Genomic DNA, 25754 nt, shown 5'->3' on the forward strand with positions numbered 1-25754 from the left:
ATGGCAGTCACAAACGTAGATCAGGATTTCATGCTTCGCATTGAGTCGGCTCTTGACCAGATAAGGCCTTACTTAGAGGCCGATGGCGGGAACGTAAAAGTGCTGGAGGTAACAGACGAAATGGTGCTGAAATTAGAACTGTTGGGTGCCTGCGGCTCCTGCCCTATGTCTACCATGACATTGAAAGCAGGTGTGGAACAGTCGGTGCTACGTGCAGTTCCGGAAATCAAATCTGTTGAAGCTGTAAACGTGACTCCTACTGAATTCTAAAGTATAAGTATTAGAAACTAAAGTATACCGAAAGGTGTGGCTGCCGCTGTAGCCACACCTTTTTTTGTTGATGCTCCAGAAATAGAGCGCTGACTGCATTGTTTCCAGATTCTATACTTTGTATACCTGCTTCTTGTAATTCAGGTATTTTTTCATCTTGATAGTTAAATTATAACTATTTGCTATTCAGAAGCGTGTAAAACCAATTTGCTAATCTTACTTCAGAAAGTATAAATCAGCTCAATCATTCTTCATCAGTGGCTGAAAAAGCTATATTTGTACTAAAGCAAACCAGAACGAACCATACTATGATAAGAGCCAACGACCCAACCCTGCACTCCTGGATAGAAATAGACGCGAACAGCGATTTCCCTATACAGAACCTGCCATTCGGTATTTTCCGGACCCCGGATCGTGACCCGCGTGTAGGCGTGGCTATAGGTGAGTATATCCTGGACCTTTGTGAAGTGGCTCGCCGCGATTTCTTTGAGCTTATAGACCTGGACCCAAACGTTTTTCACCGCCCCTACCTCAACGATTTCATTGCCTTGGGTAGACCAATTTGGCGTGCCGTGCGCAACCGCGTATCCGAACTGCTTCGCAACGATAACGACGAAATCAGCAGCAACAGTAATCTAATTCGGGAATTGCTGGTAAAGCAAACCGATGCAGAAATGTTGATGCCCGTGAAAGTTGGCAATTATACCGATTTCTACTCCAGCATTGAGCACGCCACCAATGTAGGTACGATGTTCCGTGACCCTAAAAACGCGTTGCTGCCAAACTGGAAACATATTCCGATTGGTTATCATGGTCGTGCTTCTTCCATTGTCATATCTGGTACAGATATTCGCCGCCCGAAAGGCCAAACCAAGGCTCCTGATGCTGAGGCACCAACTTTTGGCCCTACCAGATTGCTGGATTTTGAGCTAGAGGTTGCTTTCATAACTGGTAAAGAAACTGAACTGGGGCAAAGTATAAATCCAAACGAGGCAGATGACTATATCTTTGGCTTAGTGCTGTTCAACGATTGGTCGGCCAGAGATATGCAGACGTGGGAGTATGTGCCGCTGGGGCCATTCCTGGCAAAGAGCTTTGCCTCGTCCGTTTCGTCATGGGTGGTTACCCTGGATGCGCTGGAACCGTTCAAAGTTAAAGGCCCTGAACAAGATCCTAAACCGTTACCCTATCTGGAGTTTACCGGCAACCACAACTATGATATAAACCTGGAGGTGCTGCTGCAGCCGGAAGGCGGTGAGGAGAACAGCATCTGTCGGTCTAACTACAAGTACATGTACTGGAACATGAGCCAGCAGCTAGCGCACCAAAGCAGCAATGGCTGCAACCTGCAGGTCGGTGATATGTACGCATCTGGCACCATCAGTGGGTCTGAGAAAGATTCATTCGGCTCGATGCTGGAGCTGACCTGGCGCGGCACCAACCCAATTGTACTTTCAGACGGTTCTGAGCGTAAGTTTATTAATGACGGTGACACCGTGATCATGCGTGGCTTCAGTGAGCGCAACGGCATTAGAGTCGGTTTTGGCGAGGTAAAGGCAAAAGTGCTGCCGACTGTTTGATTTTCGAATATCTATACTTAATAGCACTGCAAACTTACTTTCTCACCTTTTAACTTTCTAATTCCAAATGAAAACCATAGATCCACAGGATGTTAAAACGGCGGAGGTACACGCATTGCTGCTTGGGGCAATTGCTCCGCGGCCGATTGCCTTTGCCAGCACCACTGACCGCGAAGGCAACGTCAACTTAAGCCCTTTCAGCTTTTTCAACGTCTTCAGTGCCAAGCCTCCTATACTTGTGTTTTCCCCCGCCCGTCGGGTGCGCGACAATACCAGCAAACATACTTTAGAAAATGTGCTGGAAACACGCGATGTGGTCATCAACATTGCCAACTATGATATTGTGGAGCAAATGTCGCTGGCCAGTACAGAGTATGATCGGGGTATAGACGAGTTTGTGAAGTCTGGGCTAACGCCAGAAGCCTCTGTGCTTGTGCAGCCGCCACGCGTGAAGGAGGCTCCTGTATCTTTTGAGTGCAAAGTGAATGATGTGATCAGTTTGGGCCCAGAAGGAGGCGCAGGCAACCTGGTTATTTGTGAAGTGCTGCTGATACACGTCAACGAAAACATTTTGGACGAAGCAGGCAAGATAGACCCATTTAAGCTGGATGCTGTAGCACGCATGGGCGGCGATTACTATCTTCGTGCCAACGGTAATTGTATTTTCGAACTGCCGAAGCCAATTCGCAATAAAGGGATCGGTATAGATCAACTCCCTGATTTTATCCGCAGCAGCAGCATACTCACAGGTAATAACCTCGCTCGTTTAGGTAACACAGAGACTATTCCTTCTGAGGCAGAGGTAGAAGCCTTTAAAGCTGATCCGCTGGTAAGTTACATTTCAGACAAGTATAAAAATGATATTGCCCAGTTACAGCAAGAGTTAGAGCAGCTAGGTAAAAAGATGCTGGAGGATAATCAGGTAGAACAAGCCTGGAAAGTGCTGCTGCTGAGCAGACAAGTATAAATGCTATGTATCTAGCAAAAGCCTATATAACAACAAAGCCCGCTACATCAGCGGGCTTTGTTGTTATATAGAGAAGCTATTTTAGTTAACCTGTAGGTCCAGCTCTTCGAAACGTGAATTTTTACTGATATACTCTGGCACAATCTGCTTCATCTTGCGGACAACCATCAGTTCATCCTTTGTTCTGTTTAACTGCATCAGTTCGTCAATATCGGTTACTACATCATCGTAACGGTAGTTGCGCACTTTCGATATTTTGATTTTGTTATGATGTGTCGGGATAGTTTGCTCTTCCTCGTTGAGTAGCTCCTCATATAGTTTCTCACCTGGTCTCAAACCTGTAAACGTAACTGGAATATCCACATCAGGAACTAAGCCAGCCAGCTTTATCATCTTTTTGGCTAAATCAACGATTCTAACAGGCTCGCCCATGTCAAAGATGAAGATTTCGCCGCCATTACCCATTGTGCCAGCTTCCAGCACCAGTTGCACCGCCTCCGGTATGGTCATGAAGTAGCGGGTAATATCCGGATGTGTTACCGTAACTGGCCCTCCCCTTTCAATCTGCTGACGGAAACGCGGAATAACAGAGCCGTTAGATCCTAGCACATTCCCGAAACGTGTAGTGATAAATTTAGTCTGAGTTACCTGCTTGTAGGGATGTTTGTTGCCGTTTACCTTTCCATGGTTCAGGTTGTTCAGCGACTGTATATAGATTTCTGCAATACGCTTAGAAGTACCCATGATATTGGTTGGATTCACCGCCTTGTCTGTAGAAATCATCACAAACTTCTCTACATCAAATGTAAGTGACAGGTCTGCCAGGTTGCGTGTACCCATAACGTTTGTTAGCACCGCCTCACAAGGGTTGTTCTCCATCATCGGCACGTGCTTGTAAGCGGCTGCATGGTAAACAATATCTGGTGAATACTCTTTAAACATAGAGTACATTCTGGTAGAATTGGTTATATCGCCTATAAACAAAGCAATATTACCGTCCGGATACTGCTCTTCCATCTCCAACTGCAGTTCATGTAATGGAGATTCAGCCTGGTCGCAGACAATTACAAGCTCCGGGCCATAGCTCATTACCTGTCGTACCACCTCAGATCCTATTGACCCTGCACCTCCTGTTACAAGCACCCGCTTACCGCGCAAATCACCACGAATACGGTCGTTTTCAATAACAATCGGTGGGCGCTGCAACAAGTCCTCAATTTTGAGGTCCTTAATTTGGTTCATACTGAGCTGCCCAGACATCCACTGCTCTGTTGGAGGAACAGTAAGTACTTTTACGCCAAGCTCTACGCAGCGCTCCACAAACAGCTTCTGGTTATCGGATTTCAGGTCATCCGCAAAAACGATCACTTTATCTACTCTAAGCTTCTGCTGCAAGCGCTCAATATCATCAATATGATATACTCGTATCTGATGAATGTTTTTATCAATCTTATTTCGATTGTCATCTAAGAACCCGGCTATATGAAAACGGCCCTGGCCGCTTGCCTCCAAAGCCTGCTTCAGCAGAATAGAAAAGCCATTCGCGCCATAGATCAGTACACGCTCCCGCTCGCCAGACGAGTCGCGCTTAAAGAACAGGAAGATAGCTTTCGCTCCCATCCGAACCAGCGTAAGCAAAGTAGACGAAACAAAAAAGCTGATTAGTAAAACAAGATAGATGTTAACAGAATCAATGTCGTGTACGGGAGCTACCCATAGGCCAATAAGGGTCGCATAAGCAAGGCTGGTGATGAGTACCGCTGAAAATATGCGGTAAATATCGTAGATGCTCGAATACCGGATCAAGCCCGTATGCACGCGCATGGTATAAAAAGTGACAAGAGAAACGACACCGAAGAGACCCATGTACACCAGAAAGTGCCCGCGCATAATCTCCTCGAACTGAAACTGTTTCACTATAAAGAAAGATAGCGCAAAAGACCAGCTCATGATAAGTTGATCTATTAAAAGCACTATCCATTTAGGAAGTGACTTATTAAGTAAAATTTTCATATATCGAATCCTAACAGTCAGCTTACTGCAGCCTTAATAAAAAAGGCCTATTATAAACTAAAGCTGTATTCTTTTGTAAACTTGTTCAATAAACTCCAAACAATAAATACATTCAACTATAAATAACACTTAACATACCATAAGTGCTATAAATTAATAAGTAGAAAACTAATTACCTCTACTCTGATTAGTAAGTATGAACGCAAAGAGAAAGGTTTAGTTGTACCACCTGCAGGCTACCATTCATACTTTTGGTAAATATTTAGCTTACTCTATGTTTAATACTGTATATAAACAAAGTAAAATATAGTCTTTACTAAAATCTGTGCAAATATAGCATAAAAAACGGTTACTTCTGCTTCTTGATAATTTACATTTTCTTAATAATCATTTAAAGCTTTTGAAATGAAGAATTAGGTAAACTCTTCATTAAAAGCACAGTAGCAAAATATATGCGTATGCAGCAGCAGCTAGGTTTTATCAGCTACTCGTTTAGAACACTTGCGTAAAGTTTCTTGTAAATGCAGAACCTCTAATGCCTTTCCATATATTTTAAAAATAAGTGGAGACTACTGCAGTTTGCCATTATAGGTGATATCACCAACAATGGCAAAGATAGAGTATTCGACAAACTCCTCACTAAAAGCATAGTAGCTAAACACATTAGTTTATAGCAGCAGTTTATACTTATCAACTACTTTGTAAAATAATCTAAGTTAGTCCTCTACTGTTATGGGAATCAAAATTGGATTAAACGGCAACACCTCCGAAGCCTTACTAGCTTCGGAGGTGTTGTTTGTTATGGAGACTCAATATGGATTTATACTTTTACTTCAGTCTTCTTAAATAAAACCTTCAGTTGAGTTACCACTCTGTCGAGATCTGCATCTGTCAGGTTAGAGCCTGAAGGCAAACATAAACCTAATTCAAATAAACGCTCACTGGTTCCATCGCCATAAAAAGGGGCATCAGCGAACACAGGTTGCATGTGCATTGGCTTCCAAAGCGGTCGCGTTTCAATGTTATCTTTCTCCAGGTACAGACGAATAGCCTCTCTTGTCACCTCACCTTCAACTAAAACAGTGCTTAGCCATCTATTGGAAGAAAAGTCAACATTCGGCTCATCAGGAAATTGAATGGCTTTCAGCTCTTTTAAAGCTTCCTTATAGAACTCATAGTTGCTGCGGCGTTTCTCTACTCGCTGCGGCAACACCTCCATCTGTCCACGGCCTATGCCGGCACAAACGTTGCTCATGCGGTAGTTATAACCGATGTGCGAGTGCTGATAGTGCGGAGCTGCGTCACGTGCTTGTGTAGCCAGAAAACGAGATTTTTTAATCGATTCTTCGTTCTTAGAAACTAGTGCGCCACCACCAGAGGTGGTAATAATCTTATTTCCGTTAAAAGACAAAATGCTCATGGCACCAAAAGTGCCAAGCTTCTGCCCTTTAAAAGAAGAACCTAAGGCTTCTGCAGCATCTTCAACCACTGGTATCTCATACTTATCAGCAACGGCCATAATACGGTCCATCTGCGCTGGCATGCCGTAAAGGTGCACTATAATAATCGCTTTTGGCTTCTTACCTTTGGCAATACGATCTTGTATGGCAGCCTCCAGCAGTTCCGGCGACATGTTCCAAGTTTCCTCCTCGCTATCTACAAATACTGGCGTGGCCCCTTGGTAAGCAATAGGGTTGGCTGAAGCCGAAAAAGTCATTGTTTGGCAAATCACTTCATCCCCGGCCTGCACACCCAGCAGAATCAAAGCCAGGTGCAAGGCGGCTGTGCCTGAGCTTAATGCAGCCACATGCACACCTTCCCCTAAGTAGTCAGCTATATCGCGCTCAAAGCCGTCTACGTGCGGACCAAGCGGAGCGATCCAGTTTGTTTCAAAAGCTTCTTTTACGTTCTTAAACTCGCTCTCGCCCATGTGCGGGGAGGATAGCCAGATTTTTTCGTTCATATTAAAGATATTTTTCACTTGAATCTCTTTGCCTTATTGGTTTTGCCGGAACACCCAATACTAAATAATTATCCTCAACATCTTTATTCACCAACGCTCCTCCTCCAACCACGCAATTACTTCCAATTGTTCTATAATGCAAAAGTGTGGCTCCTATTCCTATTGCAGTACAATCTCCTATTATGACTCTGCCACCAGTTGTTACCCCTGGACTAAGACTAGAATAATCTCCTACTATAGAGTCATGATCTAATGAGGCTTTAGTTGCTAGAAAACAATGATTACCGATAATACAGTTATTATTAATTATTACACCGGCCATCATAACGCAGCCTTCGCCAATTTTGGTTTCTTTACCAATTATAACAGATGGATGAATAGCATTAATAAATCTAAACTTAGGAAACCTAGTTTTAATCTCATTTGTAACAAGGCTACGGGTATAATTATCACCTATAGCTACAATGCCTCCAACAACATCACCATTATTTAAAAGGAGAGCTAAATCATCTAAGTAGCCTAATATACTATAACCTGCATATTGCTGTCCTTTTGAAAGATTTACATCAAGAACACCATATATTTTATACTTATCTTCTTGCTCAATTATATCAATTGTGTATCGACAATGATCTGATGCACCAATTATTACTACTCTATTTTTATCCATAAGCAAGTCTTTGAAATTATGCTGTTCTGTCGCACAGGTAAGAGCCGAGGAAACCGACCCCTCCCGTGATGAGTACTCTTTTCTTGCTCATAGTTTACAGCGTTGCGTCAATTTTCTGGGGCACCTGCTGCTTCACGCCGATGCCGTAATAGGTGAATCCCTTCTCGCGCATGTCTGCGCCCTCGTAGATGTTGCGGCCGTCGAAGATCACCTTCTCCTTCATCAGCTTGCTCACCACCGTGAAGTTGGGCGAGCGGAACTCCGGCCACTCGGTGATCATCAGCAGGGCGTCGGCGTCGATCAGGGCCTCGTACTCGTCCTTGCCGTACTCGATGGTGTCGCCCAGGATGTGCCTGGCTTCCTTCATGGCCACCGGGTCGTAGGCGCGCACCTTGGCACCCTGCTCCAGCAATTTCTGCACAATCACCAGCGAGGGCGCCTCGCGCATGTCGTCGGTCTTGGGCTTGAACGAGAGGCCCCACAGCGCAAACGTTTTGCCGGACAGGTCGCCGTTGAAGTGGCTGTGTATCTTGTTGTAGAGCACTGATTTCTGGTTCTCGTTCACCTCCTCCACGCTCTGCAGCACGCGCATGCTGTAGCCGTTCTCCGAGGCCGTGCGGATAAGCGCCTTCACGTCCTTGGGGAAGCAGGAGCCGCCGTAGCCGATGCCCGGATAGATGAACTTGTTGCCGATGCGCGCGTCCGAGCCGATGCCCTTGCGCACCATGTTCACGTCGGCGCCCATGATCTCGCACAGGTTGGCAATATCGTTCATGAAGCTGATCTTGGTGGCCAGCATGGCGTTAGCCGCATACTTGGTCATCTCGGCAGAGGGAATGTCCATGAAAATAAGCGGGTGGCCGTTCATCAGGAAGGGCTTGTAGAGCTTCTCCATCACCTTCTCGGCTCTATCGGAGCACACACCCACCACAATGCGGTCCGGCTTGAGGAAGTCGTCAATGGCCGCGCCCTCCTTGAGGAACTCGGGGTTGGAGGCCACATCGAACGGGATATCCACGCCGCGCGCCTCCAGTTCCTTCTCTATAGCCTTGCGCACCTTCTCGGCGGTACCCACCGGCACGGTGCTCTTGGTCACCACCACCAGGTAGTCAGTCATGTTCTGGCCGATGCTCTGTGCCACGGCCAGCACGTACTTCAGATCGGCCGAGCCGTCCTCGCCCGGAGGGGTCCCCACTGCAATGAAGGCCGCCTCGCAGCCCTGAATGCTGCTGTCCAAATCGTTGGAGAACGTCAGGCGCTCCTTCTGGAAGTTGCGCGACACCATCTCCTCCAGGCCCGGCTCGTATATCGGCAGGATGCCCTTCTTCAGGTTCTCTATTTTCTTTACGTCGATATCGATGCAGGTCACGTCGATGCCCACTTCCGCAAAGCACGTCCCCGTTACCAGACCAACGTACCCGGTACCAACTACTGCTATTCTCATATGTATTTCCTACTTTACTTTTAGTTTTCGATTATATCTTATCTCCTGAATTAATGGCTAGTCCTAAAAAGGGCTTAAGTATATCAGTACCTATAGCAGTTGTATTTAGTACAGTAAAATGACCTGGCAAATTTTCAAACTTAAGTTCTTCACAAACTCCCTTAATGTTAGTATCAGTGGTAAATAGGAGAAGCTTTTTTGCGTAATTTCTTAAAGACCAATTTGTTAAGGATTTGACTATACCTATTAATTGCGATTGATCATCAGGACTAGTTAATAATAGTACCTTCATCACGTTATGCGTCTCTTCAATTAAAACATATTCAGTATTAATTTTTAGTATAATGGGACTTATGGGCCGATCTATATATTGTTCTTTAAACTCATGTCTTGTATAAGCAAAATGTGCCAACACTTTGAAACTGTTAAGCCTATTATATACTTTATCTATCGTAAATTCATCTAAAGAAACCTCTTCAACATTTAAAAGATTCGGAGCATTATATTGTTCATCAGGTGAAAACAAGTGATAAGTTGATACCAAATAAGAACCTGCTCTCTCTAGCCTCCTAAAGCTTGCGTTACTTTCTGTTACAAAAGCTGTAAGAAAAGCCACTCCTTTGTTAGCTGCTACTTCTTTCGAAACTTCAATCATAGTAGTAAAACAACCTTTTCCTCTTGCTTTAGGTAAAGTCCAAGAACCAGTCATTATAGCAATATCAATTAAACCAGCTTGCTCAGTATTCAACTTTCGATAAGTAACACCAGAGCCTGCTATTATTTCACCTTCATTATCTTTTATAAGAATAATATCAGAGTCTAGCCCACCAACAGTTCTTTTAAACACCCAATCATATACATCTTTTTGACCCCAATTTTTAAAACATTTATTCAGATATGCTATGTACTTTGAAGTATAATCTTCAGGATTTATTATAACGTTTTCCATATAAATTTAAGCTTTGTTATGGCTAAAGATGTGATTAGTGATTTCTCCCATAGATGTCCACCATATAGAGTCTCCATACTCTTTATCTATTGATGAAAATAGCGAATCAAGGTAACTCATATATTCTTGGTCTACACCATCAAGTGCAATATGGCCCATAGCAGATTTAATTATATGAGCTTTAATAGACAATAAACCTGAATTATCAATAATTTGCCGCGCTCGTTCAGGTTTAGATGTTGCTTGGAAATTAGCAGGAATGTGCAACAGTTTATTGTTTTTTAAAAGTGATGGAAATATAAGCGGTACCCCTTTCAGCCCACTCATATTAGCTAGTGCATCTTTTGATATATTAGTAAAAATATCTCTAGCAGAATTTATATACTTAATTTTATGTTCTACTAACTGATTAAGCAATTTATCTGGTGCATTCCATCCAGGGGGGCAAATACCATCAACATAATTTATACCTGACGTATCAAAAATTCTTAACATCTCTTTGATTATACAATCAAACTCCTCCTCTGTTTGATCTTGAAACTCAACAGGTACCTTAAGACCTTTATGGCAATGATAAAGACCGTGAAATGCTATCTCTGCCCTTTCCATATTATTAAGAAACTCAACAAATTCGGGGTGTCGGTCTAACTGCATTGTACCTTTTTTCCAACGCTTTGCAAGAAATACCTTATCTCTCAAATAAGGTATAGAGGCAAGTAGCTTTCTTGTAGGAACCGGTGATATTTCTCTCCAGTCTGCAGTTGTAAAAAGCGTTACTTTAAGCTTAGGGTGCCTATCTAATAACCACTTAACTAATCCTAAACTACCTTTATCCAAATCTCCCCCTGCTTCATAATAGTCAGAACTCTTAGCTGGGTGAATATCATCAATACTAAAGCAAATTGCAGCCTTTTTGCCTTCTGGCAACCATGTCAACATAAATTAGAAAAATCATATTTATCACTACCTTAATAAGCTATCAAAGGTAATGAACAATGTTATTAACTTGAATTCTAAACCGTTTCTCTGTATAATGCGCTTATACGTGACAAAATTATAGTCTCAGGTAAAATCATTTTTTACTCTAAAACTTTTACCTTCCCTTCCATAATAAAATCTTAAAGCGAAGGAATAGCTGCACACCAAAGCTAGTTAGTTACTAGTTATTACCTTTAAACTTAGGCATTGTTGCTACTCCTTCCGCAGTTATTCCTTCTGATTTGAATACCTTTAAAACAGTCAAAAAAATAATTCTCAGATCTAACATTAAAGACATATTATCAACATACCATATATCTAAATTAAATTTTTGGTCCCATCCAATCGCATTACGTCCGTTTACACCAACCCATCCTGTTATGCCAGGTTTAACCTCATGCCGGCGACGTTGTGTTTTATTATAAAGTGGCAAATATTCTACCAGAAGTGGTCGAGGACCAACTATGGACATATCTCCTATAATGACATTCAACAGTTGTGGTATTTCATCTAGTGAAGTTTTACGAACAAATTTACCTACTGCAGTAAGCCGATGTTCATCAGACAGAAGTTCTCCCTGGGAGTCTTTCTTATCATTCATTGTCTTAAACTTGATTATTTTAAACACTTTACCATTTTGGCCGGGCCTTAACTGCAGGAAGAAAGGTTGTCCTTCATTTACAATGAATAATAATAATGTCACTAAAATGAAAATAGGTAAAAGTAAGAGAAAAGCTAATAGACTAAAGATAAGATCAAATGCACGTTTAAAGAAATTACGATAAAACCACTTCATTATTTGATAATTGAATTTGATATTCTTGAAACAATAATTCCCAAAAATGTTGCTGATCATAGCGTTCAACAATCATTCTTCTAGCATTAGATTTTAATTTAATATACAAATCATTATACTCAATCATACAATCCATAGCCTCATAAAGGGGTTCTATCGATTTTGTAGGTATGATAATGCCGTTCTCTCCGTTTATTATTATTTCATTACATCCATTTATATCAGTAACTATACTTGGGACTTCATAGCACCCAGCCTGCATTGGTACATTTGGAAAACCTTCTCTATACGAAGGAAAAGTTAAAACTTGGCTGATAGCAAGATAAGGTCGCACATCATTTTGATAACCTACATAAAGAATATTTGGATTTGACTCTATGTCGATCAAGGTTTCTGCTGGTAGCGGATCCAAATCTTGCTCCAAAGGCCCAATTAGTAATAACTTGGCATTTTTATGCTTTAATTGCAGAATCTTATACGCACTTACCAACTCACGTATTCCTTTATCCTTAACCAAACGCCCAACAAAAACAAACACAAAATCTGTTGCACTTATTCCTAACTTTTGTTTTAAATCTTGAAGCCTCTTTGGGTCAAGTGCTTCGACTGTGAAATTATTTGTATTGATTCCATTGCTACTACCATTGCCAAGTACTTTTATTTTGTCTTCGGTACAAAAACCATTTTGAATGACAAATTCTTTAAGAACATTTGAATTTGGATAAATCTTAGTGGCACATGCATAAGTTAGCTTTTCCACAAATTCTAACACACGACGCTTTATCCCTTTAGCTTCCATCAGTGGCATTCCAGCAACTGTATGTAAGCGAACAGGTACACCTGCTAACTTTCCTCCTAGCATACTAATGATCCCTGCCTTTGGGGTGTGGGAGTGAATTATATCAGGTTTATTTTTTTTACAAAGCTTATAGAAGTTCCATAATGATATCAAATCTTTGAGGGGTGTGACCTTACGAGTCATTGATATAACTATATGTGGTGCCTCTTGTTCTTTAATAGCCTGAGCAACTTCAGGACCATTTGCAGATATCATTAAAGGCTCAAAACCTTTGCTTCGCATGTACTTCAATTGACCTGTAATAAGCTTCTGTAGTGATATTGGTACTGTAGTTACTCTAAAGAGCTTTATCATGCTTATTATTATCCTTTATGTAATTGTCAACTTCCTGCATTGTCATACTAATCATTCCATACTTATGCTGTAGCCTTTTAAAATGTTCTACAATATGTTGAAGATCATTCATACTTTCCTCAGGATAATCTCCAAAATTATGCGGATGCCACCATAAGTGGTAACACTCTTGTCTCTCAGCTGCAGCGGTCATTTCAGCAATGATTCTTCGTAGGCGCAGCTTATTTAAGTAAGCTTTATTCCCCACTGGCCGCAGAAACCTGCTAGCAGGAATAGAAAGAGGCAAACCGTCTTTTAAATCTAGCGATGATAACTTAAAAGAAGTTTGTTTACCTAATTGAATATAGCTATCTCCAGTTCTAAAAATTTTATTTATTAATACTTCATTCTCTGTATCTCTCCAAAACCAATCTTGAGGATTAGATCGTACGCTTGTTATGCCTTCTTCAGCACATACTTTTAGGTAACTTTCATTGTACTGATTTCGAGGGAACACAAGTGAATGTAGAGATATATTTTTTTGAGCTGCAATTATCTTTGCCGCCTGCAAGTCGCTTCTAAATTGTGATATAGTTTGTCCGCTCTCTTTACAATAATAATGGCAAAAAGTATGTGTAGCTACTTCCTGATTAGGAGTTTCATTTATAAGATCAACTATGTCTGGAGCAAACAAGAAAGGTTCTAAGTGATTTGCGTTGTTATATTTGGCTTCAACTGCATAGGAGGACAAATTAGCATTATTATAGTTTGGTTTTTCTTTAGGCATAAATTGGTACCATTCCTTCCAACTAGTTGCGAAAAGCATTCCTACCGTTGCCCAAGTTACATGTACCTGATTTTGATTAAAGAGATTTAATAAAGCTGGTATCGTTTTTCTAGTATTTTGAAAATATTGTTGCTTATCTTCTAGTTTAACTTTATCAGAAACCCCCCAGTATAATTCGAAATCAAGGGAAATTATTAGAACTGCTTTATCCTTCATTATACTAATCGTAATTGCTGACGGCTTATTTGATTATTTGTAGAAACTATTAAATCAGTATCATTCTTTTGGCGCTTTTTGAACTCAAGAAAAGCAAGTATAACAAAGAAAAGGAAGTACATCACCATACTCTTTTGTCTTATTACTATACCTAAATTTGACATCACAAACGATAGAGCAACTGATGAGGAAATAAAGGTGATTAGGCTCATTTTAACTAATGAAGATGCACCTTTCAAGAATTTCATAAAACTTTTATCTATAAGTTTCAATGTAAGCAAAAGATATAGGAGATTTTCTGCAGATATATAAAGACCTAACGCACCAGGTGCATCAAAAAACAAAGGCCTAAACCAGAATGTGAAAAGCTTTAACAGCAAAGGGTAATTAGACATGTCTACACCTGAACCAGACCTTGCTAGTAATTCTGCCCTGTTACTGGAAAAATTTTGAAAGCTTCCAACGACATCCTCTTCATTTATACTAGCCATTTCTAATATCTTATCATACATTAGAAAAATTCCTGCCACGCAAGCGCCAAGTATAATAAGTTTTTGATAGAGAGGGATATTCTCTCTGCCTGTTAGGTACCCTACTACAGCCCCAACAGCCAAAAACATCATCATATGCGGCCTTACACTATATACAATAATAAAAGCTAATACCATAGAAACAATTCGCTTCTGGGGTGCTTTCAATGCATATGCAAACATTGCAATACCCAAAAATATAAAAGAACCTTTACCTAATGAGGCGGTCCAAAAATGCATGTTTGGGAGAAAAAGTAAAATAGTAACTAAATCAAAAGAATATACTCTTATTGTTTCTTTTATATTTTCCCTAAAAAATATGTAAAAAAATACAAATCCTAAATACCCAAACCAAGCAAACAATATCATAGCCATCTCATAGCTAAACCCGAGTTCATGAACGAACGGATAAACTATAAAATCAATAAATCCTGTTCCTGTTTGATATGGAGGATAACTTATGGAAAGATTACCATCAATACTATTCCTATTGAAATACCTTTGAGAATCAGATGGATTAAAAATTGAATATATATAGTAAATAACAGCAAATAGCATATGATACCAATAAAGCTGATTTAACAGCTTTATACGAAGAAAATTGTACTGATTTTTAAAGTAGCCTAGTAGAGGTTGATTAATCAGATATAAAACTACTACTAAAATAAAAGCTCCAAACATGTTAAAAAAGCTCCATGTCTCCTAATGAATATGCCCAAGAATCAATGTTTAATAGCTCATGAAACTGCTCATCGTTCATGTTAACGTTACGTAAAGTTACAATAGGCCCCTTTTTTAAAATAGGCAATAAACCCATGTTGAGATACTTATTCATTCCTAATAAGTATTGCCTTCCAGACACGGATGTCAGAAATGAGTTGTTCGATTTATCACTAAATACCTTCTGAAGCCCGCGTCTTGATTCTTGGTTGAAAGTCAAATCATTTATAAACAAATCAACTACTCGCATCTCGTGACCAAATTTATGCTCTTTCATTCTATAAAAGAGAACATAAGAATGATAGTCAGAAATAAAGCTATAATCAAATAGCGGATTATTCTTGTACCTCCAAGATACGTAGTCAGAATTTACTAGGGTTTGCACTTTATTAGTATCATAACAAGGACTTTTAACTTTAGACAGAAAACCTATAAGTTGATCCCAGTCATGCACTTTAGCAAGTGGAGCTATCCTTCTTTTGTAAGCCAAAGGATTTATCTTCAGTTTCAAAGGTACACGGCCCTTTTCCGCCCAACCCATTTTTAAATATCCAGGCTTGCTGCTCGTATTGGGAGTATTGAAGACAAAATCTATTCCTGCACTCTTTGCATTAGCAACCCCCTGCAAAGTTAATTTCTTAAATATTCCTTTACCTTGGTAATCTGGGTGAGTTGCAGTATCTACAGCTCGTACCGCATTTAGAATTTCACCTTTATATACCCAAGTCCAATTCATAAAAGCTCTAACCCCTACAATTTTCCCTCTATCTTCAGCAACTAGAATTGGAGAGGCACCAAAAGGATTTTGCATGTGCTTCCATTGCCAAAGAGATGCAGATTTAGGTATTAAAGACTCTCCTAATGACATCTTTAATAGCTCAACAATTGCAGGCACATCCTCTAGTACTCCATCTCTAACATCCATTTTATTACAACCTCTGTTTCTTGTTAGATTTAAATTAATTATATACTATAAAATTATATGCTCCCTAGCATTAAGCTGATTTATTTTGAAAGACTTGAACTAATAAGAGTATCCCATTTTTTCATGATGACTTCATAAGAAAAAGTAGAAGCGACATGGCTTCGTGAAGCCGCCCCCATTGCTTTTAATCTTTCAGGTGGCATATTAACTACAGCTTTCATCGAATCAGCTAACTTTAAGCTATTCTTTGAATCACAAAGAATTCCATTGTGTCCATCAGATATTAAGTCCTTCACACCGCCAACGTTAGTAGATATAACTGGAAGTTCAAAACTCATCGCCTCTAGAATAGCGTTGGGTAAACCTTCCCACTTAGAGGACATAACTAGGGCATCGGCTGAAAGATACAATTCTCTTAACTCTTCTGTTTTACCCAAGAGAATAACTTTATTTTCAATATTCAGTTCCTTAACCCTTTCATATGGCCAGCTACTCTCAAATAAATTACCAGCCATTAAAATTTTAACGTTTTCTTTCATAAGTGAGATCGCTTTGAAAAGATTATCATAATCTTTCTGCGGGCGATAATGAGCCACAAACAAAAAGACAAATTGATCGCTAGATATATTGAATCTTTTCCGGACTTCACTCCTTGCTTCTATTTTTTCACTAAAGTTATAAGTTGGTAAATTAACAACATTGGGAATAGACATTGCATTTCGTTTGTCAAGTATTCCTGCAGCTAACAATTTATTTAGTACCGTGTCAGAATTTACTACTGTAGCTGCATCAAGTCTGTTAGTATATTTTAGTACCTTCTCACTTAACTTTCCACCAAATATTTCATTTCGAATGGAACTGATCACGATACATTTATGAAAAAACTTGGTTAATCTTGACAAAAAGTTTGCAGCAAACATAAATGAAATTATTATGTCTGGCTTGAAATCTATTATAAGATTCTTGTAGGCTAAGAATCTACTAATTAAGCTTTTCTGCTCAAAATTTAGTGTCTTATAAGGTATGTTTGTTTGCTTTAACTCTTGATCATACATATTCCTATCAATAAGACTTACAATTTTAACTGTATAGCCTTTATGATTTAAATGATTTGCTAAAAGGAATAATTGCTTTTCAGCACCTCCCTTTCCTAAGCCAGGAGTTAGAAATAATACTTTAATTGACATTAGCTGTATAATTATTCGTTATTGCATACTTATTAAGAACTATATAAGAGTATCTCATTTAAAAAAAATATAGTTTAAGTAAAATATATTGAAGGTCAGCTAACATTCTTTATGCACTATTAGTGTGCACATTAATTACAAATCAGCATAAATATTAAAACCTAGCACCTATGTAGTTTGTTAAAGCCATCTCTATATTCTCCATTCATTATCAACCGCAATCCTAAACTGTAATTAAGGTTATTAATAATTGAACATCCATAATCTGGAAAACAACTATAGAACTGTAGGTATATGCTAAAATTACACCCTCACATTGGGGTAATAGATAATAACTTAGTTATATTATCGTAAATTTTGAACTATTTATGCATATGCTTATATTGCCTTCAATTCTCATCAGTGCGTAAAAGCATAGCCATCCCATCTTTTTTGCATAATGCATGACTAAATCTACTATAAGTAGATTATTCCTATATTACTAAATTTCGGGTTAAAGTATTAAATATATAATATATTTCTCGTAATATAGATTTCTAAATTTTACACACCTTCACTAATAATTAATCTTAAAAATTCACACAGAGTACACTTTTCACACATTGATAAAATATACGAACTGTGATACTTCAGGCAATCTTACTTGATCAACGCATTTAGATACTGGTTGAAAACTATATCAGGAGTCATTTTACTTAAACGAGTACTATAGTCAGGCTTACCCTTTACAGATAATATATCTGTAACAGCTACAGCAATTTCATTAGCGGAGCCTACTGAAACAAGTTTTTCAAGTAAACTATTATTTAACAATTCATTTGGTCCACTTTTGCAATCTGTTGAAACTATAGGGAGATCCAATGCCATACCTTGAAGTAGTACGTTCGGCATACCTTCATATAACGATGACATCACTAGTAAACGAGCATGCCTCATGACTGCAAAAGGGTTAGACACAAACCCCGGTAATAACACTCTTTTTTTTAAATCTAAAACTTCTATTTCTCTTTCAAGACATTCTCTTAGCTCGCCCTCCCCAAGTATTAGTAACTTAATGCTATCGTTAGAATTTGCAATTATTCTAAAAGCTTTAATCAAGGTAGAAAAGTCTTTCTGATATGTCAGTCTACCAACAGCAATTGCAAACTCATCACCATCTTCTAAACCAAGATAAGATAAATTTACTGGTTCAGCGGCTTTACATCTAACTGAATCTACAGAAGCAGGATTTGGTATCAAGAGCAGATTTTTGCGAATTTTATATCGCGCTGAAACATCATCTAAAACTCCTCGAGATACTGCTATCACAGAATCTGCTGATTGATAAGCTCTTTTATAAAGTTTCAATAGTAACTTAAACTTATGGCTATTTTTTTTCTTAGCTTGCTGAGTTGGTGTATTTGCTTCTCTTAGTACAACCTTTGTACCTTTTGAAAATATTGGCGTTAGGAATGAATTTATGATGTTAAGTTGCCCAATTGTTGACACTACGCCTGATGGGCTAGCTCTTCTAAGATAAGATACATAAGCAGGTACTGCATATATACTTCTAACGGAATCAAAAGCTATGATATTTACTGCCTTATCTACTTCAGAACGATAAGGGCCTACATCATTAATAACTAATAGATCAGTTGTTACACCACGACTTACAGCCCAATTTGCAAATTCTACTAAGACCCTTTCAGCTCCTCCTCCTCTAAATGATGGCATTAATACTGCTATTCGCTCTTCTTTTTCCATTTAATACACAAATCAATCTATTCCAATATTTTGATAAACTCTTCTATCATTAGCTTTCGAACATTAACCTTTTCGTTATGCCAAACATCATCTTCATCCCAATATCCAGGAAATGCCCCTGATGTGAAGCAATAGCTAATTTCTACTATTAATGGTTTATTATCTTTATCCACTAAAAAATCAAAAGCTAAACTTTGAGCATTTAACTGCTTTGTGGTTTCTCTTGCTAACCTAATACAGTTAATATCAAATAATTTTGGATCATCATAGTGTTTATTGCCACTTCCAGAAGCTCGAAAATCATTTTCGCGATTATATCGACGTATAGCAAAGCATTTATTACCTACAACCACAACACGTGTATCGTAAGTATTTCCCTCAATAAAATCCTGAAAGTAAACATATCCTTTTTCAGGGCCATTAAGTTTTTCAAACTCTGTAGGTATAAAATATCTAACTACACCTCTCAACAAAAGATAAAATGTATATAGGTCTTTTTTCTTTTTAAAGACTCTTAATCTGTCTTCCAAGATTGCCTGCCTATTTTTTGGAGAAAAACCACGTCCAAAGGCCTGTCTAACTATTGCTTCAGCTGCACGGGCGCTTTTAACTAATTTAACATTTACTGCTGAAGAGCCCCCTCTTAGTTTAAAAACTTTTGGAAAAGTTGATTTGTGAATCCAATCAAAAGCCGTTTTCTTATCATAAAACACATGTGATGGCACTAATGGAATTCCTATAGCTTCAAACAGATATTTTTGACCAACTTTGTCATCAAAATGCCATGAAGTGGAACTGCTAGGAAAAACTTTAATCCCTATTTTCTCTAAAGAAAAAGTAAGCTGTTTTGCAAATAATACAGCTTTAGGATCAGTATGATGCCAATGCCACATTAAGCCATCGCATTCTCTCAAGTCATCAATTATTGAAGATGAATAGCAATCGACTAACTTAAACTGGACATTTTTTTCTTTGCAGTATTCAATCCAATCATCACTAAAACTTCCCTTTTTAGAATGTATTGCTAATTTCATGTGAGTCATAAGCTTTAAGCGCGGCTACTTTCTTGAATATTTATAAAACCCATATAAGGTCTTCAGTTTGGAAGGTATATTCTTGAACCTACTTACTTCTTGTCTATTAGAAGTAAGTACGCTTTTGTAAACCTCTATATACTTTTTTGCTCCTTCAGAGATATCAAAATATTTTTCAAACATCTCTGAAGTAAAGGCTCTTAGCTTTTGATTATATTCTTTATTATTTATTAATTTAATAATATTTGAAATATTATTTTCTTTACTATAGCCTTCATCAACATTCCGCTCTGAAAAGTTTGTTGAAAGAAAAGAATCAAAATTATTTTCAGAAACCAATACTGGTATGTTGGCATTTATTGAAGGAGTTAGAACAGGTAATCCTATTGAACATGCCTCCATTAATCCTCTGCCAGTGGCAACAACCGCATCTGCAAGGTATAGCATTTTAGAAGCTTTTACTGTATGTACATCTTTAGTTAAGAAGATAACGTTCAGTCCTTGTGCTTCTTTTTGTAACTCTCTTAAGATAAGCTCATTTTCAATCACTCCTATTATATAGAGCTCTACTTTATAGTTCAGATTAGTTAATATACTGATCAACCTGATTGCATCAATTATACCCTTTTTGTATGCAGCCCCTAGACGAGCTATTCTAACAAAAGTAAATTTAGTTTGATCTTTAAATATTGGCTCATCAAGTTGTGAAGGCGCAGCCACTTTAATCCCCTTAACCCTGTTTGGTATTAGGTGAATATTGCTTTTATTATATTCGAACTGCTGATCAAACCATGTTTTATTTTCAATACTAAATAGAATAAGGTCATTAAAAAGAGGATAATTTTTCTTATTAGGCCCACCGCATTTATTAAGTATAATTTTATACTTTGAATTCGGTAATATTAGCTTTACTATATTATACGCGTTTGTATCAAAACAATGTATTATATCTGGTTTATATGTTTCAAGTACCTCATACAACTCATTCTTAAAGGTTAAAATATTTATAGCATCAAAGTACAGGTATTGCAGATAATGTGGGCTAGTTGTTACAACTTTACTTCTTTTAGGCCCAATTGAAATAATTGCAGTATCGGCATATTTAGAAATTTCACTACTTATATGAGTTAATGAATATGCATGTCCGCCATTGCCTCCTTTGAAAGTACTTATAATATATAATATTTTCATTTTCTAGATAATACGCTGTTCAACTTCTAGATCAATATCATATGTTGTTTTGACTTTGAGTTGAATTTCAGAAATCAAATTCAAAATATCAGCACCTGTAGCATTATCAAAGTTTACAATGAAACCTGCATGCTTTTCTGAAACTTTAGCTCCACCTACTGAATATCCTTTTAATCCAAGTTCTTCTATCATAGGACCAACAAACTTTCCAGAAGGTCTTTTAAAGACACTTCCACCATTAGGATATTCTTTAGGTTGTTTCGCCCATCTTGCAGCTTTGATGCTCTGCATCTTATTAAGAATATCTGCTTTCACGCCAGAACGTAAAATAAGCTCTGCTTTTATTATAATAAAATGTGGGTTCTTTTGAAAAAAACTGTTTCTATATTCGAAGTTAATTTCATCTCTTGGCTTCTCATAGAAGGTTAAAGACGCAGGATCAAAATATTTGACAGTAGTAAGGAGATCTTTAATTTCCTCTCCTCCAGCACCGGCATTCATTACTACTGCACCACCTAAAGATGATGGTATGTCGTAAAATGTTTCTAAGCCAGACAGTGAATTTTCTAGGGCAAGTTCACTAAGTTCAAGCAAACTAATTCCTGCTTGAGCTGATACTATATTACCTGTGATTTCTACTGACCCAAAGTGTTTATTAAATATTACAAAAGGCTCCTGATAATATGGTTTTGATAATATAGTATTATACCCTCCTCCTAAAATAACTTTTTTATCGGTATTTTTAAATATCTCAATAATATCTTCATCTGTTTCAGGAAAGTATGCTTTTGCACATATTGCTTTAACTCTGTAAGAGTTATATTCAGTAAGATCAAGATTTTCCTTGATTATCATCTTTATTGAATTTTTATATTTTCCCTTTTTCTTATTTTATTTATTAAGGCGACAAATATTGTTTTATCTCCTTGGTCAAATTTTAGTATCTTACTAATAGGCAAACCTGCTGCTTTTGAATAAACCATTAAAAACACTAGTGCAGCAAATATATAGCTTAATGTTGATGCCAATGCGGCTCCATTAGCACCATAGACTGGAACCCATAAGTAATTTAGACTGACATTTAAAATTAGAGCTGGTATCATTGCAAACATTGATAGCCATGGTTTCCCCTTACCTGCTAGATCCATGTTTAATACTTTATAAATTGTTAGCAAGAAGACACCAGGTAATAAAAGTTTAAGAACCATACTACTTTCTTTAAAGTCCTCTCCATACATCTTTACAATTAACATGTCAGATAAGAAGTACAATATGATACTAGCAACAAGAACAGCAATACCTGATAAGCGTAATAATCTTGCTACTTTAATTGAAAAGCCTTTAGGATCTTTTGAACCTGCACTCCTGGAAAAAACTAAAGTGCTAAGCAACATAGGTATCTGCCATAGATAATTTACGATACCAACACCTTTAGAATAGATACCAACTGCATGTGCTGTGGAGAGCTTTTCCAATATTATAATATCAACCTTATAATTGAGGTTAATTACTAATAATGAAACGGCATAAACAATACCTAAACTCACCATTTCTTTCATGATCTTAGCATCAAAATTTAGCCTAATTGAACCCAAATTGGCCATTTTCTTTAATACAAAGAATGAAAGAATAAAAACACCTGAAAAAGTCCCAATCATGGAGCCAGTTACTCCAAAGGGGAAAATACCTATTAAAAGGAAGGTTATTATTAAATTTATGGCAGCAGGTATCCAGTTTATTCTATTAAACTCTTTTATTTTCTGCTGTCCTAGAAATATACCGGAGCTATAGGTTGTATAAAGTGAAAAAGGTATAGCAGCTATTGCCAGTATAATAAGTAGTACAGAATAGCTTCCACTAGTAAAATACTGTATAAGTACATAACAACTAACTAAGCTAAATACACTTGTTAAAGTCCAAATAGATAATACAGCTCCGTATACTTCATTCACACCATACTTACCTTGTCCAACAAAGTAGGTAGTAGACTGCCTAATGCCTAATGATCCTATGTTCATGAACAGTGATGGATAAACCATTAGAGAGGCTATAATTCCATTGCCTTCAGGGCCAAGATAACGGGCTGTTACAATACTTGATAATAAGCCAAACATAATAACAGCAACTTTACTCTTAAAGACTGCTGCTAGATCTTTTATGAAAGAACTTGACAAAGCTACACTTAATTAACTTCCTGTAAATCGATTTTATAGCCTAAGTTCCTTAGCTTTGGCAGCAAACGGTTATATCCTCTTAAAGCCATTTCAACATTTCTAATCTCTGATTCTCCATCTGCAATTAGCGCCGCCATTAATAATGCCATACTACCTCTTAAATCCGTAGATGTAGTTACAGCAGGAGCAGGTTTATTTTTGCCTGTTATTGTTATAGCACCATTTTCCCAGCTTAAGCTATTCGCATAGAACTTACTTAATTCCTCAAGGTACTTTGTTCTTTCTGGATACCTATAATCATACACCCTGCTCACACCTTTTGCATGCAAACCTAACAATACATAAAAAGGCTGCATATCAGAAATAACACCGGGATGAGTACCACAAGCTAATTCAAAAGGCTGTACTTCTCCGTTCTTCTGGCAGCTTGGTGTTATGTAGATACTTTCAGAGTTTTGGAAGTAGTTGATGCCTGCATCCTTTAAATGAATAAGTGGAATTTCCATGAAATCAATAGGCACATCTTCAATAAGAATGTCGCCTCCTGATATAACTGCCAAAACAATCCATGTCAAAGCCTCGATCCTATCAGGAATAACAGAGAATATTGAACCTGCTAAATAACGCTTACCTATAACTTTTATAAAGCTATTACCAGCAACTTCAATGTTGACACCTAGTGTTTTCAGAAAATCGATCAGACTTGAGACTTCAGGAGAAATGTAGGCGTTTCTTATAATAGTTTCTCCTTCTATTATAGAAGCACATATCAGAGCACTTTCAGTACCTCCTATTGTAGATATTGGAAAATCTATTTCGCCCCCAACCAAGCCGTTTTTAGCTTCTACTATAATAAAGTTTTCTTCCTCTGTAACAGTGCAGCCTAACTTTTCCCATACCATAATGTGCAGGTCATAACCTCTGCTACCAATTTTACATCCACCAGGATATGGTATTCTAGCTATGCCGAACTTCTTCAATAAGCCTGCAACTAATAAATATGTAGTTCTAATAGGGTAATCATAGTTATCAAGTATAACATTCTGTACGTCAGAAGTGCTTATTGTTAAACTTTCTCTTTCGGTATTTACTTCAACTTTACCGCCTATTTGCCTTATGAAATCTATTTTATATTGTGCATCAACAAGATCAATAGGAAAATTATTTAGTACTACGCTTTCATCTGATATTAAAGAAGCTGCAAGTAATCTTGTTGCTGCATTTTTGGCCCCACTAACCTTAACTCTTCCTTTAGGAATGATTCCCCCATGAACGTGGGCTGTTAACTGCTTGTTTATATTCTCCATTCTTTAGAACTATTATCAAAACGCTATTTTAGCTAACTCTTCTCGACTGTGATTACTATATTTTATAAAACTGCTTATACCACTCTACAAAATGCCTTACTCCATCAGAAACATCAGTAACTGGGGTATAGCCAGTTGCAGCTGTTAGTTCAGAAACATCTGCCCAGGTTGCTGGCACATCTCCAGGCTGAATAGGAAGCAATTCTTTTTTAGCCTTTAAACCAATTGATGCTTCAAGTGCCTCTATAAAATCTGTTAACTTTAATGGCGAAGAATTACCTATGTTATACAGCGAATATGGTGCATTTGTAGCTTCTTGAGCCGAACTATGGGTAGTAGATTCTGCTGCACTAAGTTTTGATTTTACTGGTCTGTCAAGTACTCTAATTATACCTTCTACAATATCATCTATATATGTAAAATCTCGCTTCATTTCCCCATAATTAAATACAGGAATAGGCTTGCCCTCAATAATTGATTTAGTAAAGATAAACAGAGCCATATCAGGCCTACCCCAAGGGCCGTATACAGTAAAAAATCGCAGACCAGTAGTTGGTATATTGAATAAATGGCTATATGTATGAGCCATTAGCTCATTTGATTTTTTTGAGGCAGCATACAATGAGACAGGATGGTCTACTCTATCTTGCACAGAAAACGGCATTTTCGTGTTTGCACCATACACTGAACTCGAAGAAGCATACACAAGATGCTGTAAAGGGTAATGACGACAAGCTTCGAGTAGATTCAAAAATCCTTCAATGTTAGACTTTATGTAAATATCAGGATTAGTCAATGAATACCGCACCCCTGCCTGTGCTGCAAGATTTACCACCCCATCAAATCGCTCTTTATTGAATAATTCAAGTAAGAAATCCTTGTCTGCTAAATCAGCTTTTACAAATCTATAGTTCTTATTCTTGAAGCTAGTAAGCAACTCCTTATCTTCAATTTCTTTTATAGGAATACCTGCTTCATTCAGACGCCCATACTTGAGTTGCACATCATAGTAATCGTTTAAATTATCATAACCGACTACCTCGTCGCCTCTATCTAATAATCTATTTGCTAAATGAAAGCCGATAAAGCCTGCACTTCCTGTAACTAGAATTTTCATTAAATTTTAATGTTGTATAATGCTAATACTCCCAAGTAACTTTAATTCACCTAAATTTTGA

Annotated in this window: 22 protein-coding genes; 3 read left to right on the plus strand and 19 right to left on the minus strand. The window is 38.0% G+C overall.

The annotated features are described in order from the left end of the window. From Q1B04_RS09170 to Q1B04_RS09180, 3 genes are all read left to right on the plus strand, one after another. Positions 1-270, plus strand: a complete 270-nt coding sequence (locus tag Q1B04_RS09170) for a NifU family protein (RefSeq protein WP_299758401.1) — start codon at positions 1-3, stop codon at positions 268-270. A 308-nt stretch (positions 271-578) separates the two neighbouring features. Beyond that, on the plus strand, positions 579-1850 hold the full coding sequence (fahA, locus tag Q1B04_RS09175) for a fumarylacetoacetase (protein ID WP_299758403.1): 1272 nt from the start codon (positions 579-581) through the stop codon (positions 1848-1850). Positions 1851-1917: 67 nt separating this feature from the next. Beyond that, on the plus strand, positions 1918-2817 hold the full coding sequence (locus Q1B04_RS09180) for a flavin reductase family protein (RefSeq protein ID WP_299758405.1): 900 nt from the start codon (positions 1918-1920) through the stop codon (positions 2815-2817). Positions 2818-2898: 81 nt separating this feature from the next. Here Q1B04_RS09180 and Q1B04_RS09185 read toward each other — a convergent pair whose 3' ends face one another. The 19 genes from Q1B04_RS09185 to Q1B04_RS09275 all read right to left on the minus strand — a co-directional run bounded on the left by Q1B04_RS09185 (position 2899) and on the right by Q1B04_RS09275 (position 25693). Beyond that, entirely contained in the window at positions 2899-4767 is a 1869-nt protein-coding gene (locus Q1B04_RS09185; RefSeq protein ID WP_299758407.1) for a nucleoside-diphosphate sugar epimerase/dehydratase, read from the minus strand. Positions 4768-5650: 883 nt separating this feature from the next. Beyond that, positions 5651-6793: an aminotransferase class I/II-fold pyridoxal phosphate-dependent enzyme gene (locus Q1B04_RS09190; protein ID WP_299758409.1), complete on the minus strand. Its 1143-nt coding sequence runs from the start codon at positions 6791-6793 to the stop codon at positions 5651-5653. Between the two features lies 1 nt (position 6794). Further along, complete coding sequence (locus Q1B04_RS09195; RefSeq protein ID WP_299758412.1) at positions 6795-7463, minus strand: acetyltransferase; 669 nt, start codon at positions 7461-7463, stop codon at positions 6795-6797. Positions 7464-7557: 94 nt separating this feature from the next. Continuing rightward, positions 7558-8907 carry a UDP-glucose/GDP-mannose dehydrogenase family protein gene (locus Q1B04_RS09200; protein WP_299758414.1) on the minus strand — a complete coding sequence of 450 codons (1350 nt, stop codon included), beginning with the start codon at positions 8905-8907 and terminating at the stop codon, positions 7558-7560. A gap of 31 nt (positions 8908-8938) precedes the next feature. Next, positions 8939-9856 (minus strand): hypothetical protein, encoded by a 918-nt coding sequence (locus tag Q1B04_RS09205; RefSeq protein ID WP_299758416.1) that lies wholly within the window; start codon positions 9854-9856, stop codon positions 8939-8941. A 6-nt stretch (positions 9857-9862) separates the two neighbouring features. Continuing rightward, positions 9863-10795 carry a DUF2334 domain-containing protein gene (locus Q1B04_RS09210; protein ID WP_299758418.1) on the minus strand — a complete coding sequence of 311 codons (933 nt, stop codon included), beginning with the start codon at positions 10793-10795 and terminating at the stop codon, positions 9863-9865. Between the two features lie 220 nt (positions 10796-11015). Further along, a complete protein-coding gene (locus tag Q1B04_RS09215) occupies positions 11016-11630 on the minus strand; it encodes a sugar transferase (RefSeq protein ID WP_299758420.1) in 615 nt (204 codons plus the stop codon). Next, positions 11611-12783: a glycosyltransferase family 4 protein gene (locus Q1B04_RS09220; protein ID WP_299758422.1), complete on the minus strand. Its 1173-nt coding sequence runs from the start codon at positions 12781-12783 to the stop codon at positions 11611-11613. The genes Q1B04_RS09215 and Q1B04_RS09220 overlap by 20 nt, the downstream gene beginning before the upstream one ends. Next, a complete protein-coding gene (locus Q1B04_RS09225) occupies positions 12767-13765 on the minus strand; it encodes a polysaccharide deacetylase family protein (protein ID WP_299758424.1) in 999 nt (332 codons plus the stop codon). Before Q1B04_RS09225 ends, Q1B04_RS09220 begins: the two co-directional genes overlap by 17 nt. Then, the gene (locus tag Q1B04_RS09230; RefSeq protein ID WP_299758426.1) at positions 13765-14976 is read right to left on the minus strand and encodes a hypothetical protein; all 1212 of its coding nucleotides are present in this window, start codon (positions 14974-14976) and stop codon (positions 13765-13767) included. The genes Q1B04_RS09225 and Q1B04_RS09230 overlap by 1 nt, the downstream gene beginning before the upstream one ends. Position 14977: 1 nt before the next feature. Next, positions 14978-15940 (minus strand): GNAT family N-acetyltransferase, encoded by a 963-nt coding sequence (locus Q1B04_RS09235; protein ID WP_299758428.1) that lies wholly within the window; start codon positions 15938-15940, stop codon positions 14978-14980. Positions 15941-16020: 80 nt separating this feature from the next. After that, positions 16021-17127: a glycosyltransferase gene (locus tag Q1B04_RS09240; RefSeq protein WP_299758430.1), complete on the minus strand. Its 1107-nt coding sequence runs from the start codon at positions 17125-17127 to the stop codon at positions 16021-16023. A gap of 639 nt (positions 17128-17766) precedes the next feature. Continuing rightward, positions 17767-18870: a glycosyltransferase gene (locus Q1B04_RS09245; protein WP_299758432.1), complete on the minus strand. Its 1104-nt coding sequence runs from the start codon at positions 18868-18870 to the stop codon at positions 17767-17769. Positions 18871-18887: 17 nt separating this feature from the next. Then, positions 18888-19904 carry a hypothetical protein gene (locus Q1B04_RS09250; RefSeq protein ID WP_299758434.1) on the minus strand — a complete coding sequence of 339 codons (1017 nt, stop codon included), beginning with the start codon at positions 19902-19904 and terminating at the stop codon, positions 18888-18890. Positions 19905-19928: 24 nt separating this feature from the next. Beyond that, positions 19929-21095 (minus strand): glycosyltransferase, encoded by a 1167-nt coding sequence (locus Q1B04_RS09255; RefSeq protein WP_299758436.1) that lies wholly within the window; start codon positions 21093-21095, stop codon positions 19929-19931. Positions 21096-21098: 3 nt separating this feature from the next. Next, positions 21099-21950 carry a UDP-N-acetylmuramate dehydrogenase gene (gene murB, locus Q1B04_RS09260; protein ID WP_299758438.1) on the minus strand — a complete coding sequence of 284 codons (852 nt, stop codon included), beginning with the start codon at positions 21948-21950 and terminating at the stop codon, positions 21099-21101. Positions 21951-21952: 2 nt separating this feature from the next. Further along, on the minus strand, positions 21953-23269 hold the full coding sequence (locus Q1B04_RS09265; RefSeq protein WP_299758440.1) for a flippase: 1317 nt from the start codon (positions 23267-23269) through the stop codon (positions 21953-21955). A gap of 8 nt (positions 23270-23277) precedes the next feature. Then, positions 23278-24576, minus strand: coding sequence for a UDP-N-acetylglucosamine 1-carboxyvinyltransferase (locus Q1B04_RS09270; RefSeq protein ID WP_299758442.1), 1299 nt, complete (start codon positions 24574-24576; stop codon positions 23278-23280). A 55-nt stretch (positions 24577-24631) separates the two neighbouring features. Continuing rightward, positions 24632-25693: an NAD-dependent epimerase gene (locus Q1B04_RS09275; protein ID WP_299758444.1), complete on the minus strand. Its 1062-nt coding sequence runs from the start codon at positions 25691-25693 to the stop codon at positions 24632-24634. Positions 25694-25754: the final 61 nt, after the last annotated feature.

Origin of the sequence: uncultured Pontibacter sp., assembly GCF_947495565.1 — a bacterium.
Lineage (GTDB): Bacteria > Bacteroidota > Bacteroidia > Cytophagales > Hymenobacteraceae > Pontibacter.

Excerpts from the sequence above, each read along its gene's own strand:
- Q1B04_RS09195 (WP_299758412.1), bottom strand. The coding sequence starts at position 7,463 with ATGGATAAAAATAGAGTAGTAATAATTGGTGCATCAGATCATTGTCGA.
- Q1B04_RS09170 (WP_299758401.1), top strand. The coding sequence starts at position 1 with ATGGCAGTCACAAACGTAGATCAGGATTTCATGCTTCGCATTGAGTCG.
- Q1B04_RS09180 (WP_299758405.1), top strand. The coding sequence starts at position 1,918 with ATGAAAACCATAGATCCACAGGATGTTAAAACGGCGGAGGTACACGCA.
- Q1B04_RS09255 (WP_299758436.1), bottom strand. The coding sequence starts at position 21,095 with ATGAAAATATTATATATTATAAGTACTTTCAAAGGAGGCAATGGCGGA.
- Q1B04_RS09205 (WP_299758416.1), bottom strand. The coding sequence starts at position 9,856 with ATGGAAAACGTTATAATAAATCCTGAAGATTATACTTCAAAGTACATA.
- Q1B04_RS09225 (WP_299758424.1), bottom strand. The coding sequence starts at position 13,765 with ATGAAGGATAAAGCAGTTCTAATAATTTCCCTTGATTTCGAATTATAC.
- fahA (WP_299758403.1), top strand. The coding sequence starts at position 579 with ATGATAAGAGCCAACGACCCAACCCTGCACTCCTGGATAGAAATAGAC.
- Q1B04_RS09185 (WP_299758407.1), bottom strand. The coding sequence starts at position 4,767 with ATGAGCTGGTCTTTTGCGCTATCTTTCTTTATAGTGAAACAGTTTCAG.
- Q1B04_RS09240 (WP_299758430.1), bottom strand. The coding sequence starts at position 17,127 with ATGTCAATTAAAGTATTATTTCTAACTCCTGGCTTAGGAAAGGGAGGT.
- Q1B04_RS09275 (WP_299758444.1), bottom strand. The coding sequence starts at position 25,693 with ATGAAAATTCTAGTTACAGGAAGTGCAGGCTTTATCGGCTTTCATTTA.
- Q1B04_RS09230 (WP_299758426.1), bottom strand. The coding sequence starts at position 14,976 with ATGTTTGGAGCTTTTATTTTAGTAGTAGTTTTATATCTGATTAATCAA.
- murB (WP_299758438.1), bottom strand. The coding sequence starts at position 21,950 with ATGATAATCAAGGAAAATCTTGATCTTACTGAATATAACTCTTACAGA.
- Q1B04_RS09190 (WP_299758409.1), bottom strand. The coding sequence starts at position 6,793 with ATGAACGAAAAAATCTGGCTATCCTCCCCGCACATGGGCGAGAGCGAG.
- Q1B04_RS09245 (WP_299758432.1), bottom strand. The coding sequence starts at position 18,870 with ATGGAAAAAGAAGAGCGAATAGCAGTATTAATGCCATCATTTAGAGGA.
- Q1B04_RS09210 (WP_299758418.1), bottom strand. The coding sequence starts at position 10,795 with ATGTTGACATGGTTGCCAGAAGGCAAAAAGGCTGCAATTTGCTTTAGT.
- Q1B04_RS09200 (WP_299758414.1), bottom strand. The coding sequence starts at position 8,907 with ATGAGAATAGCAGTAGTTGGTACCGGGTACGTTGGTCTGGTAACGGGG.
- Q1B04_RS09270 (WP_299758442.1), bottom strand. The coding sequence starts at position 24,576 with ATGGAGAATATAAACAAGCAGTTAACAGCCCACGTTCATGGGGGAATC.
- Q1B04_RS09220 (WP_299758422.1), bottom strand. The coding sequence starts at position 12,783 with ATGATAAAGCTCTTTAGAGTAACTACAGTACCAATATCACTACAGAAG.
- Q1B04_RS09215 (WP_299758420.1), bottom strand. The coding sequence starts at position 11,630 with ATGAAGTGGTTTTATCGTAATTTCTTTAAACGTGCATTTGATCTTATC.
- Q1B04_RS09250 (WP_299758434.1), bottom strand. The coding sequence starts at position 19,904 with ATGAAATTAGCAATACATTCTAAAAAGGGAAGTTTTAGTGATGATTGG.
- Q1B04_RS09235 (WP_299758428.1), bottom strand. The coding sequence starts at position 15,940 with ATGGATGTTAGAGATGGAGTACTAGAGGATGTGCCTGCAATTGTTGAG.